Origin of the sequence: uncultured Frigoribacterium sp., assembly GCF_963515265.1 — a bacterium.
Classification (GTDB): Bacteria; Actinomycetota; Actinomycetes; order Actinomycetales; family Microbacteriaceae; genus Frigoribacterium.
Map to the genome: position 1 here is coordinate 1 of NZ_CAUPYL010000057.1, position 13,422 is coordinate 13,422.

Here is a 13,422-nt window from a genome sequence, read left to right on the forward strand (position 1 = left end):
GCCGGCAGCAGCGCCGACGGCAGCGCGGTGTCGAGCGCCGTCGGCGGCCGCCCGCTCGCCCTCGCCGCGACCGGGCTGTTCGTCCTGACCTGGCTGATCCTCGCCCGACCGGTCGTGCGGAGGGACGACGACCAGGTGGGCCGGGCAGAGGTCGTGGTCGTCGCGGCGGTCGTGGTCGTCGGCGGGCTGGCCGTCGCCGGCGCACCGCCGCTCGCCGTGCTGCAGGCGTTCTCGATGCCGCTGCTCTGGACCGTGCTCCCGACGCCCCGCTCGGCGATCGTCGCCAACGTGCTGCTCTGCCTCTCGATCTCGGCGGGCTTCGTCGCGAGCCTCGGCTGGTCGGCGGACACGCTCGCGACCGCCGCCACGAGCGAGGGGCTCTCGTTGCTCTTCAGCATCGCCCTCGGCTCCTGGATCACGTCGATCGCCCGCACCGGCGTCGAGCGCGGCCGGCTGCTCGACGAGCTGCGCGCTGCCCAGGACGAGCTGGCCACCCGGCACCGCGAGGCCGGAACCGTGGCCGAGCGGGAGCGCCTCGCCCGCGAGATCCACGACACGGTCGCGCAGAGCCTCACCGGGCTGGTGATGCTCAGCCAGCAGGCACGGACGTCGGTCGCCGCCGGCGACGCGGCCGCCGGCCTCGCCCAGCTCGACCTGATCGAGTCGTCGGCCCGGGACGCGCTCACCGACGCCCGCACGCTGGTCGCGGCCACCGCCTCCTCCGGGCTCGACAGCGGCGACCTCGCCGACGCCCTGCGCCGCCTCGCCGCACGGTTCGCGCGCGAGAGCGGCGTCGCGGTGACCGTCGACGTGGAGCCGGGCCTCGCCCTCACGCGCGACCACCAGGTCGTCGTGATCCGGGCGGCGCAGGAGGCGCTGGCCAACGTCCGCAAGCACAGCAGGTCGCGCTCGGCGCACGTCGCGCTCGCTCGCGGGGCCGGCTGGGACGTCGTGCTGTCGGTGCGGGACGAGGGCAGCGGGTTCGATCCTGCCGCGTCCCGTGACGGCTTCGGGCTCGACGGCCTCGACGAGCGGCTGAGGCTGGCCGGCGGGCGGCTCGAGGTCGTCAGCGGTGCGGCCGGGACGACCGTGGCCGCGCACCTGCCCGGCGGCGAGCAGTCGTGAGCGTCCGCACCCTGGTCGTCGACGACCACCCGATCATGCGGCAGGGGCTCACCGCGATGCTCACGGCCACGCCCGACTTCGAGGTCATCGGCCAGGCCTCCGACGGCGTCGAGGCGGTCGAGCTCGCCGCCGAGCTGCGGCCCGACCTCGTGCTCATGGACCTCCGCATGCCGCGGCTCGACGGCGTCGCCGCGACGGAGGCGGTGCTCCGGGACGTGCCGACCGCCCGTGTCGTCGTCCTGACCACCTACGAGTCGGACGACGCCATCCTCGGCGCCGTCGAGGCGGGCGCCAGCGGCTACCTGCTCAAGGCCGCTCCCGAGGAGGAGCTGCTCGCGGGGCTCCGCTCGGTCGTCGCCGGGCAGGTCGCGCTCGCGCCGTCGATGGCGGCGCTGCTCGTGGGGCGCGCTCGTCGGACGGCAGCGCAGGTGGGCGCCCCGGCGAGCGTCACGGGCGTCGGGGCGGACGGCCCCGTCGGGTCGACGCCGACGCCGCTGAGTCCCCGCGAGACCCAGGTGCTCGTCCTGGTCGCCGAGGGCTGCTCGAACCGGGAGATCGGCCTGCGCCTCTTCGTCGGCGAGGCCACGGTGAAGACCCATCTGCAGCACGCCTTCGAGAAGCTCGGCGTGGGCGACCGCACGCGCGCGGTCACCCTCGCGATGGAACGCGGCTGGCTGCCCGCGACGCGCGCCTGACGTCAGGTCAGAGGTCGAGGCCGAGCAGCACCGGCTCGGGGCGGAGCAGGACGCCGAACTCGGCCAGCACCCGCTGCTGCACGAAGCGGGCGAGCTCGACCACGTCGTCGGCGGAGGCGCTGCCCCGGTTGGTCAGGGCCAGCGTGTGCTTCGTCGAGATCGCGGCTCCCGAGCCCGGCAGGCGGAAGCCGCGCGCGACGCCCGCGTGCTCGATCAGCCAGGCGGCGCTGAGCTTGACGGCCCCGCTGGTCGGCGGAGGCGGCGGTGCCGGAGTCTCGCCGAGCGGCACGACCCGGTCTTGGGGCTCGGGGTCGATCGGCCAGCGCGGGGCGTCCGAGGGCAGCTCGGAGGCCGCCTGACGGGACACCACGGGGTTGGTGAAGAACGAGCCGCTCGACCACGTGTCGCGGTCGTCGGCGTCGAGCACCATGCCCTTGGAGGCGCGGAGGGCCAGGACGCTCGACCGCACGTCGGCGACCGAGACCCGGGCCCCGAGGTCGACGCCGAGGGCCCCGGCGAGCTGCGGGTACGAGACCTGCTCGCTCGCGCCTCCCTCGTCGCGGAGCGCGAACTCGACCGCCGTCACGACGCCCGCCCGGCCCTGCTTGAACACGCTCGTGCGATAGCCGAGGCCGAGGTTCGCCGCGGGCACGCGGACGAACTCGCCCGTGTCGGCGTCGAGGAAGTCGACCGAGACGACCGTGGACGAGACCTCTTGCCCGTAGGCGCCGATGTTCTGGATCGGAGAGGCGCCCGTCGAGCCCGGGATGCCGCTCAGCGCCTCGAGGCCGGACCAGCCCTCGTCGACCGTGCGGGCCACGAGGTCGTCCCAGGGCTCACCGGCGGCGACCCGCAGGCGGACCCGGCCGTCGACGTCGTCGAGCCGTTCGACGCCGCGCGTACTCACGTGGACCACGGTGCCCTCGAACGGCTCGTCGGAGGCGACCGTGTTCGAGCCGCCGCCGAGGACGAACCAGGGCTCGTCGTCGGCCCAGACGGCGCGGACGGCGTCGATCAGCTCGTCCGTGCCGTCGGCCGTGACGAACCGCGCGGGCTCGCCGCCGACGCGCATCGTCGTCAGCTCGGAGAAGGAGGTCACGCCAGGGTCACCACGACCTGGGCCTTGCCCAGCACGGTCTTCTCGTCGACCGTCACGGTGAGGTCGACCCGCGCCGTGCCGGCCTCGTCGTCGAGCGCGGCGACCTTCGCGGTGACGGACAGCTCGGCGCCGTCGGCCGGGTGCACGACCACCGGACGCGTGAAGCGGACCTGGTAGTCGGAGACCCAGCCGATCACGCCGGCGTCGTCGCCCGACCCGTCGAGCCACTCGACGACGGGCTGCACCGCGGTGCCCATGGTCAGCATGCCGTGGGCGAGCACGCCCGGCAGGCCGACAGACTCCGCGACGTCGTCGCGGTAGTGGATCGGGTTGAAGTCGCCGGACGCGCCGGCGTAGCGGACGAGCGAGTCGCGCGTCAGCGGGTAGGTCTTGTGGGCCACGACCTGGCCGACCTCGAGGGCGCTCACGCGTCGTCCCCCCGCACCACGAGGGTGGACACCGCGGTGACGACGTGCGCCCCGGCCTGGTCGACCATGTCGGAGGAGGCGGTCACCATGGAGTTGCCGCCGAGGGACTTGACGCTGGTCACCGTGAGCGTGGCCGTCAGCTCGTCGCCCGCCACGACGGGCCGGCTGTAGCGGAAGCGCTGCTCGCCGTGCACCACCCGGGAGAAGTCGATGCCCGCGTCGGGCTCGGCGAGGAGCTGCGCGAGGGTCGCCTCCTGCACCACGACGGGGAAGGTCGGCGGGGCGACGACGTCGGCGTGGCCGGCGGCGCGCGCGGCCTCGGGGTCGAGCGACAGGGCGCTGGTCGAGCCGGTGGCACGGGCGAACTCGCGCACCTTCTCCCGGCCGACGAGGTAGGCGGGGGCCGGCGGGAGGACCCGCCCTTGCAGATCGGGGTTCACAGGCACGGCGTCGAGTCTAACCGGGGCCGATGTCGGGGGCGCGGCGTACGTTCTCCCCATGAGCGACTCGAACATCGACCCTGACATCACGCCCGTCGACCCCGCAGCACCCGAGGGCGGCGGGGCACCTGCCTCCGGCGCCGACGCCGGGTCCGGAGAGACCCTGGGCGGCGAACGTCCCGACCCCTCCACCACCGCCTCCAAGGACCCTGAGGACTGGGTCACCGGCGACGAGCCGATGACCGGCCCGCAGAAGAGCTACCTCGACACGCTCGCCCGCGAGGCAGGCGAAGAGCTGCCTGCCGACCTGAGCAAGGCCAAGGCGAGCGAGCACATCGACCGCCTCCAGGAGAAGACCGGCCGCGGCCAGTAGCCGAGTCTGCTCGATGGGTCTACCGCTGCGAGGGCTCGCGTCGTACACTTCCCCCACGTCTGGGATGGTAACTCGACGCGAGCCCTCGATCGACAGCCAGGGACAGGTCCTGATCCACGTGTCCCCCCGAAGGTTGCGAGCGGCTGACGAGCACGCTCGGGTCTCCCCCGACCCGGGCGTGCTCACTCGATCTCCCCCTGTGCCTGCTTCTCCTGCGCTTCGCCGTCTCCGCCGCGGGACGTGCTCGTGACGAGCTCACCCGTCGCGACCTTGGGCGCCTTGGCGCGGTCCACTCACCCGGGCCCCACCGTCGCCGTCACCGTGCTCTCTGTCGTCCTCGCGACGGCGGTCGGTCTCGGCGTCGGCCGCATCCTGCTGCTCGGCGTCGCCGTGCTGGCCGGTCAGCTCTCGATCGGGCTCTCGAACGACCTCGTCGACGCTGCGCGCGACCGCCAGGTCGGGCGCCGCGACAAGCCCCTCGCGCTGGGCCTCGTCTCCACCTCGACTGCGGTCGCCGCCGTCAGCGTCGTGACCGTCGTCGCGATCGCCGTGACCTTCGTCCTCGGCTGGGCCGCCGGCGTCGCCCACCTTCTCTTCCTCGCCTCCGGCTGGGCCTACAACTTCGGGCTCAAGCGCACGGCGTGGTCGGCCGTGCCGTTCGTCGTCGGCTTCGGTGCCCTGCCCGCCGTGGTGACCCTCGCCGCCGCGCCGCCAGCTGCTCCCGCCGCCTGGGCGATGATCGTCGGGGCCGCCTTCGGCGTCGCGATCCACTTCACCAACGTCCTGCCCGACCTCGACGACGACGCCCGGACGGGCGTCGTCGGGCTGCCCCACCGGCTCGGACGCCTGGGCGCCGGGCTCGTTGCCTTCGCCGCCCTGGGGACGGCGGCGGTCGTGACGGCTGCGGGGCTCCTCCTCGACGACTCGCTGACGCCCGTCCGCACCGGCGCGGGCCTCGTCGGGGCGGCGACCGCCCTGGTGCTCTCCGCGGTCGGCGCGAGGCTCGTGCGTCGCGGCGGGGCGACGCGGGGGCTGTTCCGGCTCGTCATCGCGGCTGCGCTCGTGCTGGTCCTCTCGCTCGCCCTCGCGGGCACGGCACTCGTCGCCTGACCCGGCAGGTCGCCTCAGGACTCAGCGTCCTGAAAGAAGAAGAGCATCTCGCCGGCGACACCAGCATGGGCTGACCGGCCGCGAGGACGCGACGCAGCACGCCGTCAGACGAAGCGCATCGAGTAGAGCGAGGCGAGCAGCCGGCGGGTCGGCAGGTGCAGCGCCGCCGACAGGCCGACCTGCCGGGCCGCACCGACGACGGGCCCGACGGGACGGCCGAGGGCCATGTTGATCTCCGCCTGCCGAGCCGAGCGGGCGACCGACCGGCGACGCGCCTCCTCGTACGCCCGGAACAGGGTGGGATCGAGGCGTCGCCCTCCCGCCGAGCGCAGGGCCCGCGCGAGGACGGAGGCGACCGCGTCCGCGTCGAGCCAGCCGAGGTTCATCCCCTGGCCGCCGATCGGGCTGATCTCGTGGGCGGCGTCGCCGATCAGGACGACCCGCCCGGCGACCGTGCGCCGGGCCAGCCGGCGCTGCACGCCGAAGGCGCTCGTCATGGTCGCCGTGCCGGGGTCGATGTCGAGGCCGGTGCGGTCGGCGACGAGGCCCGCGACCAGCTCGGCGGCGGGCGCGGCGCCTGCCTCGGCTGCGGTCCCGGTGTCGGCGGCGTGAGCATCGAGCAGCACCACGAAGCGGCGCACCCCGCCCGGCAGCGGGAACGACTCGACGACGCCACGTCGCTCGAGGTGCACGACCGCGTCCGCGCCGAGCCCGGTGTCGTCGGCCACGTCGCACATCACGTAGCGGTCGGGGTAGCGGTGCAGGGGGGCGTCGATGCCCAGGGCGCCGCGCACGGGACTGCGGGCGCCGTCGGCCGCGAGGACGAAACGGGCTGCCGCCTCAACAGGTCCGTCGGCGGCCGTCCCGCGGAGCAGGACCCGGTCGGGCTCCTGCTCGAGCCCGTCGAGCGAGAGACCGCGCCGGAGCGAGCCCGGCGCGAGCGACTCCAGCCTGTCGCGCAGCAGCTGCTCGGTGCGGTGCTGCGGCAGGGCGGCGACGAACGGCCACCGGGGGTGCGCCCGGTCGAAGTCGACCGTGCCGAGGGTGCGGCCGCCGCTGCGGGCGACGCCGCGACGCACCGGCACCGCGTCGGCGACGAGCGGCTCGGCCGCACCCACCCGGTCGAGCACGTCGAGGGACGGCGGGTGGACCCCGATGGCACGCGAGAGGCTCGGCGCCTCGGCACGGCGCTCCCAGACCGCGACGTCGAGGCCGCGCGCCGCCAGCAGGGCCGCGGCCAGCACGCCGACCGGTCCGCCGCCGACGACGACGACGTCGTGCGTGATCACGAGCGCGGCCCGGGCTCGACATCGCCCGCACCTGCGCCTGCGCCCTCGGTCTCGATCTCGGTCTCGATCTCGATCTCGGTCTCAGTCTCGGTCTCGCCCTCGGTCTCGACCCGGCCTGCGGTCGCGGCGTCGGCGAGGTCGAGGTCGAGCACGGCCCAGACGCGGAACGGCGGCCGGCGGAGGGCCGTCCAGCCGGCGGGCAGTTCACGAGCCAGCTCCGCGTGGGTCCAGCTGCGGCGGATCGAGCGCAGCCCGTCCACCCGGACGAAGGAGGTGCGCGCGAGCGGCAGGGTCCCCGCCCAGTATCCGGCGTAGGCAGCGCGCGACCGCCGGATGTCGCTGTGCAGCACGAGCCGGCGGGCGAGCGCCCGGCTGTCGGACAGCACGTCGGCCCGGGACGCGTCGTCGAGGTGGTGCAGCACGTGGTTCGACACGACGACGTCGAACTGCTCGCCGGCGTCGACGAGGTCGCCGCTCGAGGCGCACCGGTGGACGACGCCGTCGGCCGGACGGGCGCTCGCGAAGTCGTGGGCGCGTCGGTCGGGATCGACGGCCGTCACCGCCAGGCGCAGCCCGTCACGGCGCGCCCACCGGGCGAGCGAGCTCGCGACGTCGCCGCCGCCCGATCCGAGGTCGAGCAGGGTCGTCGCCCGGTCGGCGGAGAGGAGCGGCCGGATCCGCTCCTGGTACGCGCGGCGCCAGCCGGCCACGAGCCCGTTCACGAGCGGGAAGACGGCGTAGGTCCGCCTCAGCTGGCCCAGGTCGCAGGCAGGGTCGTCCATCAGCTCGCGGAGGCCGGTGTCGCGCTGCGCCACGTCGACGACGGGGCCGCGGGGATCCCGCGACCTCCTCGAGCCCGAGACGACCACGGTCAGTCGCCGACCCGACGGGTGAGCAACGCGCTCTCGACCGTGAGGCCGGGCCCGAAGGCCATGGCGCACACCCTGCGGACGGCGGGAGGTGCGGGTGCGTCGTCCGCGCCTCCTCGGCCCTCGAGGTGCTCACGGAGGATGAACAGGACCGTCGCGCTCGACATGTTGCCGTACTCGCGCAGCACCCGGCGCGACGGCGCCATCTGCGCCTCGCTGAGGCCGACCTGCGACTCGACGCGGTCGAGGATGCTGCGGCCGCCGGGGTGCACGGCCCAGCCGTCGATCTCGTCGACGGCCACGCCGCCGGCCTCGAGCAGCGGGGCGAGCGCGGAGTCGACGTGCTCCTCGACGATGTGCGGCACGTAGCTGCTCAGCACCATGTCGAAGCCCTGGTCGCCGATGCTCCACGCCATGTCGTCCTCGCCGACGGGCGTGAGCACGGTCTCGAGCACGTCGAGGTCGAGCACCGGCGCACCGGCCGCCGCAGGCCGGGACGACACGACGGCCGCCGCGGCGCCGTCCGCGAAGACCGAGGAGGCGACGATCGCGTCGGTGTCGTCCGAGCTGCGCAGGTGCAGGGTGCAGAGCTCGGCGCAGACCACGAGCACGACCGCGTCCGGCTCGGCGAGGCAGGTGTCGCGGGCGGCCCGCAGGGCCGGGAAGGCGCCGTAGCAGCCCATGAACCCGATGTGCAGCCGCCGGGTCGAGGGCGCGAGCCCGAGACGGCGCACCAGGAGGTAGTCGGGGCCCGGCGCGAAGAAGCCGGTGCACGAGACGGTGACGACGTGGGTGACGTCGGCGGCGGTGATCCCCGTGGCGCCGGCCAGCGCCTCCTCGGCGGCCCGGACGAAGAGATCGGGGCTCCGCTCGACGTAGACGTCGTTGCGGGCTCCGGTGCCGGGGCGCAGGATGCGGCCCTCGGCACGGTCGAAGAACACGGGGGCGGCGTCGGGCTGGCCGGGCTGCTCGGCGCCGAGCTCGTCGATCACCGTGTGGCGGGTGTCGATCTGGGCGCCGTCGAAGACCGCCCCGATGAGCCGAGGTGCGAGGCGGCCGAGATCCGGTTGACTGCGGAACACGTCACGGATGTGGTCCTGCCCGATGATCGTCGGGGGAACGGCCGTGCCGATGCTGTGGATGCTCGGGGACATCCCCCGAGCGTAGGCGACCAGCAGGGCACGACGATCAGGAAGGCAGCCCGAGGGGCACAGCCCGAGACACACAGCCCGGGAGGCACAGCCCGGGAGGCACAGCCCTGGAAACACAGCCCAAGGGGCGCAGCCCGGGAAGGAGAAAGGCCCCGCTCGTGCGGATGCACGTCCAGGGCCTTGCGGTAGCGAGGGCGGGACTCGAACCCGCGACACCACGATTATGAGCCGTGTGCTCTAACCAACTGAGCTACCCCGCCGCAAGCTGTCTGCACGGCGTGACCGTGACCAGCCGGAGCCCCGAGTCAGGTTTGAACTGACGACCCCTTCCTTACCATGGAAGTGCTCTACCACTGAGCTATCGGGGCGTGACCTCGCTCAGCCGGCCCAGGAGGGCGACTGCCGATCGGCACCAGACAAGGGTAGCAGAGCCGCGAGCCCTCTGAGGACACCGGGCGCGCGCCTCTTCCACGAGGCCATCATCGACGGGTGCACAGCATCGAACTCCTGCTCGACGGGTCGGCGGACGCCCGGGTCCGGGCCCAGTGGGCCGCACTCTCCGACGCCGGCCTGCCGTCGCAGGCGGACCACGCGAGCAGCTCGAACTCCCCGCACGTGACGCTGCTCGCTCGGCGGGGCATCGACGGCACGGCCGACCCGGCGCTGACCGAGCTGCTCGACCGCCTGCTCCCGCTGCCGGTCGTGCTCGGCGCACCCCTGGTCTTCGGGCACGGCCGGGGGCACGTGCTCGTGCGGTCGATCGTCGCGACGCGTGCCCTGCTCGACCTCCAGGCCGAGGTGCACGCGATCGTGGGCGGCGAGGACGACGTGACCCACTCCTCCCCCGGCCTCTGGGTGCCGCACGTCACGCTGGCGAGCCGGCTCGACGCCGAGGCGGTCGGCCGGGCCCTCGCCGCGGTCGAGGCCTTCGAGGACGAGGAGGCGCGCGAGGCCCCCGAGGGCGCCCGCGGCCCGGTCGTGACCCCGGCCAGCAGCCTCGTCTCGGGTCGGCGCTGGGACCCGAGCGTCCGCACCGTCGTCGTCCTCGGTCGCTGACGCCCGCCTCCTCGGAGCCGGTCCCGCCCGCCCGGGCGGTGCCTCTACGAGGCCTGGGGTGCGGACGCCGCGGCGAGGGCGGCCAGGTCGCGGTCGTCGAGCTCGACCGACGCCGAGCCCAGCAGGTCGTCCAGCTGCTCGACGGTGCGGGCGCTGGCCAGTGCGCCCACGACGCCGGGCCTCGAGGCGAGCCAGGCGACGGCGACGGCGGCAGGTGCGACCCCGTGCCGTTCCGCGACCTCGGCCACGACCTCGACGACCCCGAGGGCCTGCGGGGTCGCGTAGCTCGCCGCACGGCCCTCGCGCGGCGACGACCGGGGAGCGTCGCCGCCCCGGTACTTGCCGGTCAGGAGGCCGCTGGCGAGCGACGAGTGCGGGAGGACGGCGAGGCCGAAGTGGTCGACGACCGGGGCGGTCTCGGTCTCGTACTCGCCCCTCCTCACCAGGTTGTAGGGGTGCTGCACGGCGACGAACGGGTGCAGGCCGTCGCTCTCGGCGATGGCGAGGGCCTGGCGCAGCCGCGCGGACGAGTAGTTGGAGGCCCCGGCGAAGCGGATCTTCCCCTCGTCGACGAGCTCGCTCAAGGCGGTCACCGTCTCGCGGAGCGGCGTCTCGTCGTCGTCGAAGTGCGCCGAGTACAGGTCGATGCGGTCGGTCCGGAGCCGGGTCAGCGAGGCCTCCACAGCGGTGCGGATGCTCGCCCGCGACAGGCCGGGCGCGGCCGGGTGCTGGCCGCACTTCGTGCTCACGAGCACACGGTCGCGGTTGCCCGGGCGGGCCAGCCAGCGGCCGATGATCGCCTCGGACTCGCCGCCGGAGTTGCCGGGCAGCCAGGCCGAGTAGACGTCGGCGGTGTCGACGATGCGGCCCCCGTCGCCGACGAACAGGTCGAGCAGCTCGAGCGCCGTCGGGGCACCGACCGTCCAGCCGAAGACGTTCGTGCCGAGGGCCAGGGGGAACGGGCGGGGGTCGTCGGACCAGTCGCCGTTCGCGAGGTCGATGAAGGAGTCCAGGGGTCCGCCGATCCGTGTCGTGGGAGGCCCACGCTACCGGGCGGAGGCGCCCCGCCGCTGCCGTATCGTGGCGGGATGTCCTCACACGAGACCACGGGCGACACGCTCGACTCCCCCGCCGAGACCGACACCACGACCGTCCCCGACATCGAGTCGACCCCGTCGTCCGGCGCCGAGCGCGGCGGCGAGTGGTGGCGCACGGCCGTCATCTACCAGGTGTACCCGCGCTCGTTCGCCGACGCGGACGGCGACGGCGTCGGCGACCTGCCCGGCATCACCTCCCGGCTCGACGCCCTCGCCGACCTCGGCGTCGACGCGGTCTGGCTCTCGCCGTTCTACACGTCGCCCCAGCACGACGCGGGCTACGACGTCGCCGACTACGTCGACGTCGACCCGCTCTTCGGCACGCTCGACGACTTCGACGCCCTGCGCGCCCGGGCGACCGAGCTCGGCCTCCGGCTGATCGTCGACCTCGTGCCCAACCACACGTCCTCCGAGCACGCCTGGTTCCGCGCCGCCGTGGCCGCGGCCCCCGGCTCGGCCGAGCGTCTGCGCTACATGTTCCGCGACGGCACGGGGCCCGACGGCGACCTGCCGCCGAACAACTGGCAGTCCGTCTTCGGCGGACCGGCCTGGACGCGCCTCGTCGAGCCCGACGGCCGACCCGGGCAGTGGTACCTGCACCTCTTCGACACCTCCCAGCCCGACCTCGACTGGACGAACCCGCTCGTGCGCTCCGACTTCGTCGACGTGCTGCGCTTCTGGCTCGACCGGGGCGTCGACGGCTTCCGCGTCGACGTCGCCCACGGCATGATCAAGGCCGACGGCCTGCCCGACTACACGCCGCCCGCCGACGCCGGCAGCATGGGCGGCGGGGAGACCGCCGACGCCACCCCGCCCTACTGGGCGCAGGACGGCGTGCACGAGATCTACCGCGAGTGGCACCAGGTGCTGGCCGAGTACCCCGGCGACCGGGTCATGGTCGCGGAGGCGTGGGTCGAGCCCCTGTCGAAGCTCGCGAAGTGGGTGCGTCCCGACGAGATGCAGCAGGCCTTCAACTTCGCCTACCTCGAGACGGGCTGGTCCGCAGCCGCGATCCGCCGGGTCGTCGACCAGTCGATCGAGACGTTCTCGAGCGTCGGCGCCCCGAGCACCTGGGTCCTGAGCAACCACGACGTCGTGCGCCACGCCAGCCGCCTGGCCCTCACGGCCGAGAACCCGCAGGGCCACGGCATCGGCCCGAAGAGCGCCGGCCTGCCGATCCCCGAGCTCGGCCTGGCCCGTGCCCGGGCGGCCTCCGCCGTCATGCTCGCGCTGCCCGGCAGCGCCTACCTCTACCAGGGCGAGGAGCTCGGACTGCCGGAGGCGGTCGACCTGCCCGACGAGAGCCGCCAGGACCCGACGTGGTTCCGCACCGAGGGCGAGCGCTACGGGCGCGACGGCTGCCGCGTGCCCATCCCGTGGGAGTCGGGTGCGCCGGCCTTCGGCTTCAGCGCGACCGGCGCCTCCTGGCTGCCGCAGCCCGAGGACTGGTCGACCTACGCCCGTGACGAGCAGCAGGGCGTCGCCGGCTCGACGCTGGAGCTGTACCGCTCGGCCCTCGCCCTGCGCGCGGAGCACGAGCTCGGCGCCGCCCCCCTCACCTGGGTCGAGGGCTACGACGAGAGCGTCGTGGCCTTCCGCACCGGCGGCGTCACCGTGGTGGCCAACACGGGCGAGGTGGCGGTCGAGCTGCCGGTCGGCGACGTGCTGCTGTCGACGATGGCGCTCGACGGGCCGGCGCTGCCGCCCAACGCCGCCGTGTGGCTCGCCTCGGTCGACGACGTGCGCTGAGCGCCGCGCCCCTGCCGTCACGACGAAGCCCCCGACCGAGGTCGGGGGCTTCGTCGTGACGGGGGGATGAACTGCGGCTCGTGCGCGGGCTGGCCACCAGCCTGTCCGGGACGATCACCGTCCTGCTCAGGTCGGCGGGCACCTCCGACGGGTCAGTTCGTGTTGGCGGTGAGCCAGGGGTACGGGTCGACGGGGACGCCGCCGAGGTGGATCTCGAAGTGCAGGTGTGCACCGGTGCTGTTGCCGGTGCTGCCGACCTTGCCGACGAGCTGCCCCACGGTGACCTTCTCGCCGACGGAGACCTGGACGGAGCCGGTCTGCATGTGCGAGTAGGTGGACGTGACCTTCTCGCCGCCGATGACGTGCTCGATCTCGACGTGGTTGCCGAAGGCGCCCCCCGGGCCCGTGACCGCGCTGACGGTGCCGTCGGCAATCGCCTGGATGGGCGAGCCGGCACCCGGGACGAAGTCGAGCCCGTTGTGGAACGTGCTGCAGAAGCCGCAGTTCGTGACGTGACGACCGCCGAAGCCGCTGCTGATCGGCACCCCGGTCGCGAAGGGCCACTGGACGGTGCCGGCGACGTCGTTCGAGAAGGTGCTGGAGCTCGTCGAGGCGTACTCGCTGACGGGCGCGACCTTCATCTCGGTGACGGAGTAGCCGTCGCGGGAGGCGGCGTCCTCCGCGGCGGCGCCGGCCACGAAGGTCTGGCTCGCGGCGGCCTTCTTGGCCACCGTCCGCTCGTCGGTGTCGACGAAGAAGGCGTTCGCGGGGACGGAGGTGGAGACGAGCATCGCGCCGGCGAAGACCATGGCGCCGACGACCGTGACGCGCTTGCCCGCGCTGCGGAACGAGCTGCGCTGGCGGGGAGCCGCGGCCGGACCCGTCGTGGCGGCGGCAGCTCGCGGGGCGGCTGCAACTCGCGGGGTGACGGGGCGCTGCGC

At 74.3% G+C, this 13,422-nt stretch carries 14 protein-coding genes and 2 tRNA genes; 6 read left to right on the top strand and 10 right to left on the bottom strand.

Going from position 1 to position 13,422, the window contains the following annotated elements; all coding sequences use genetic code 11:
- On the top strand, window positions 1-1,125 hold a 1,125-nt coding region (locus RWM17_RS06965), incomplete at its 5' end, for a sensor histidine kinase (RefSeq protein WP_314102277.1).
- A gap of 35 nt (window positions 1,126-1,160) precedes the next feature.
- Window positions 1,161-1,820: a response regulator gene (locus RWM17_RS06970; RefSeq protein ID WP_399540232.1), complete on the top strand. Its 660-nt coding sequence runs from the start codon at window positions 1,161-1,163 to the stop codon at window positions 1,818-1,820.
- Window positions 1,821-1,827: 7 nt separating this feature from the next.
- On the opposite strand, the gene RWM17_RS06975 is transcribed toward RWM17_RS06970, so the two are convergent.
- From RWM17_RS06975 to RWM17_RS06985, 3 genes are read right to left on the bottom strand one after another with little or no spacing between them, the layout of a single operon-like run.
- Window positions 1,828-2,919 carry a UDP-N-acetylmuramate dehydrogenase gene (locus tag RWM17_RS06975; RefSeq protein ID WP_314102279.1) on the bottom strand — a complete coding sequence of 364 codons (1,092 nt, stop codon included), beginning with the start codon at window positions 2,917-2,919 and terminating at the stop codon, window positions 1,828-1,830.
- Complete coding sequence (locus RWM17_RS06980; RefSeq protein ID WP_133737873.1) at window positions 2,916-3,347, bottom strand: MaoC/PaaZ C-terminal domain-containing protein; 432 nt, start codon at window positions 3,345-3,347, stop codon at window positions 2,916-2,918. The genes RWM17_RS06975 and RWM17_RS06980 overlap by 4 nt, the downstream gene beginning before the upstream one ends.
- Window positions 3,344-3,793: a MaoC family dehydratase N-terminal domain-containing protein gene (locus RWM17_RS06985; RefSeq protein WP_133737874.1), complete on the bottom strand. Its 450-nt coding sequence runs from the start codon at window positions 3,791-3,793 to the stop codon at window positions 3,344-3,346. The genes RWM17_RS06980 and RWM17_RS06985 overlap by 4 nt, the downstream gene beginning before the upstream one ends.
- Before the next feature lie 52 nt (window positions 3,794-3,845).
- Here RWM17_RS06985 and RWM17_RS06990 point away from each other — a divergent pair, with 52 nt between their 5' ends.
- Window positions 3,846-4,160: a DUF3072 domain-containing protein gene (locus RWM17_RS06990; protein ID WP_192042170.1), complete on the top strand. Its 315-nt coding sequence runs from the start codon at window positions 3,846-3,848 to the stop codon at window positions 4,158-4,160.
- Between the two features lie 279 nt (window positions 4,161-4,439).
- Entirely contained in the window at window positions 4,440-5,270 is an 831-nt protein-coding gene (locus tag RWM17_RS06995; RefSeq protein WP_314102280.1) for a UbiA family prenyltransferase, read from the top strand.
- A 104-nt stretch (window positions 5,271-5,374) separates the two neighbouring features.
- Here RWM17_RS06995 and RWM17_RS07000 read toward each other — a convergent pair whose 3' ends face one another.
- From RWM17_RS07000 to RWM17_RS07020, 5 genes are all read right to left on the bottom strand, one after another.
- On the bottom strand, window positions 5,375-6,559 hold the full coding sequence (locus tag RWM17_RS07000) for an NAD(P)/FAD-dependent oxidoreductase (RefSeq protein WP_314102281.1): 1,185 nt from the start codon (window positions 6,557-6,559) through the stop codon (window positions 5,375-5,377).
- Complete coding sequence (locus tag RWM17_RS07005) at window positions 6,556-7,428, bottom strand: methyltransferase domain-containing protein (protein WP_314102282.1); 873 nt, start codon at window positions 7,426-7,428, stop codon at window positions 6,556-6,558. The genes RWM17_RS07000 and RWM17_RS07005 overlap by 4 nt, the downstream gene beginning before the upstream one ends.
- 2 nt (window positions 7,429-7,430) lie before the next feature.
- On the bottom strand, window positions 7,431-8,582 hold the full coding sequence (locus RWM17_RS07010) for a 3-oxoacyl-[acyl-carrier-protein] synthase III C-terminal domain-containing protein (RefSeq protein ID WP_314102283.1): 1,152 nt from the start codon (window positions 8,580-8,582) through the stop codon (window positions 7,431-7,433).
- 183 nt (window positions 8,583-8,765) lie between these two features.
- Window positions 8,766-8,839 (bottom strand) — tRNA-Met (locus RWM17_RS07015).
- Between the two features lie 36 nt (window positions 8,840-8,875).
- Window positions 8,876-8,947, bottom strand: a tRNA-Thr gene (locus tag RWM17_RS07020).
- Between the two features lie 121 nt (window positions 8,948-9,068).
- Here RWM17_RS07020 and RWM17_RS07025 point away from each other — a divergent pair.
- Window positions 9,069-9,635 (top strand): 2'-5' RNA ligase family protein, encoded by a 567-nt coding sequence (locus RWM17_RS07025; RefSeq protein WP_314102284.1) that lies wholly within the window; start codon window positions 9,069-9,071, stop codon window positions 9,633-9,635.
- A gap of 44 nt (window positions 9,636-9,679) precedes the next feature.
- Here RWM17_RS07025 and RWM17_RS07030 read toward each other — a convergent pair whose 3' ends face one another.
- On the bottom strand, window positions 9,680-10,660 hold the full coding sequence (locus RWM17_RS07030) for an aldo/keto reductase (protein ID WP_314102287.1): 981 nt from the start codon (window positions 10,658-10,660) through the stop codon (window positions 9,680-9,682).
- 63 nt (window positions 10,661-10,723) lie between these two features.
- Here RWM17_RS07030 and RWM17_RS07035 point away from each other — a divergent pair, with 63 nt between their 5' ends.
- On the top strand, window positions 10,724-12,481 hold the full coding sequence (locus tag RWM17_RS07035) for a glycoside hydrolase family 13 protein (RefSeq protein WP_314102285.1): 1,758 nt from the start codon (window positions 10,724-10,726) through the stop codon (window positions 12,479-12,481).
- Between the two features lie 152 nt (window positions 12,482-12,633).
- Here the strand turns inward: RWM17_RS07035 and RWM17_RS07040 are convergent.
- Window positions 12,634-13,422 (bottom strand): M23 family metallopeptidase (locus RWM17_RS07040; RefSeq protein ID WP_314102286.1); only part of this gene is annotated, 789 nt, incomplete at its 5' end.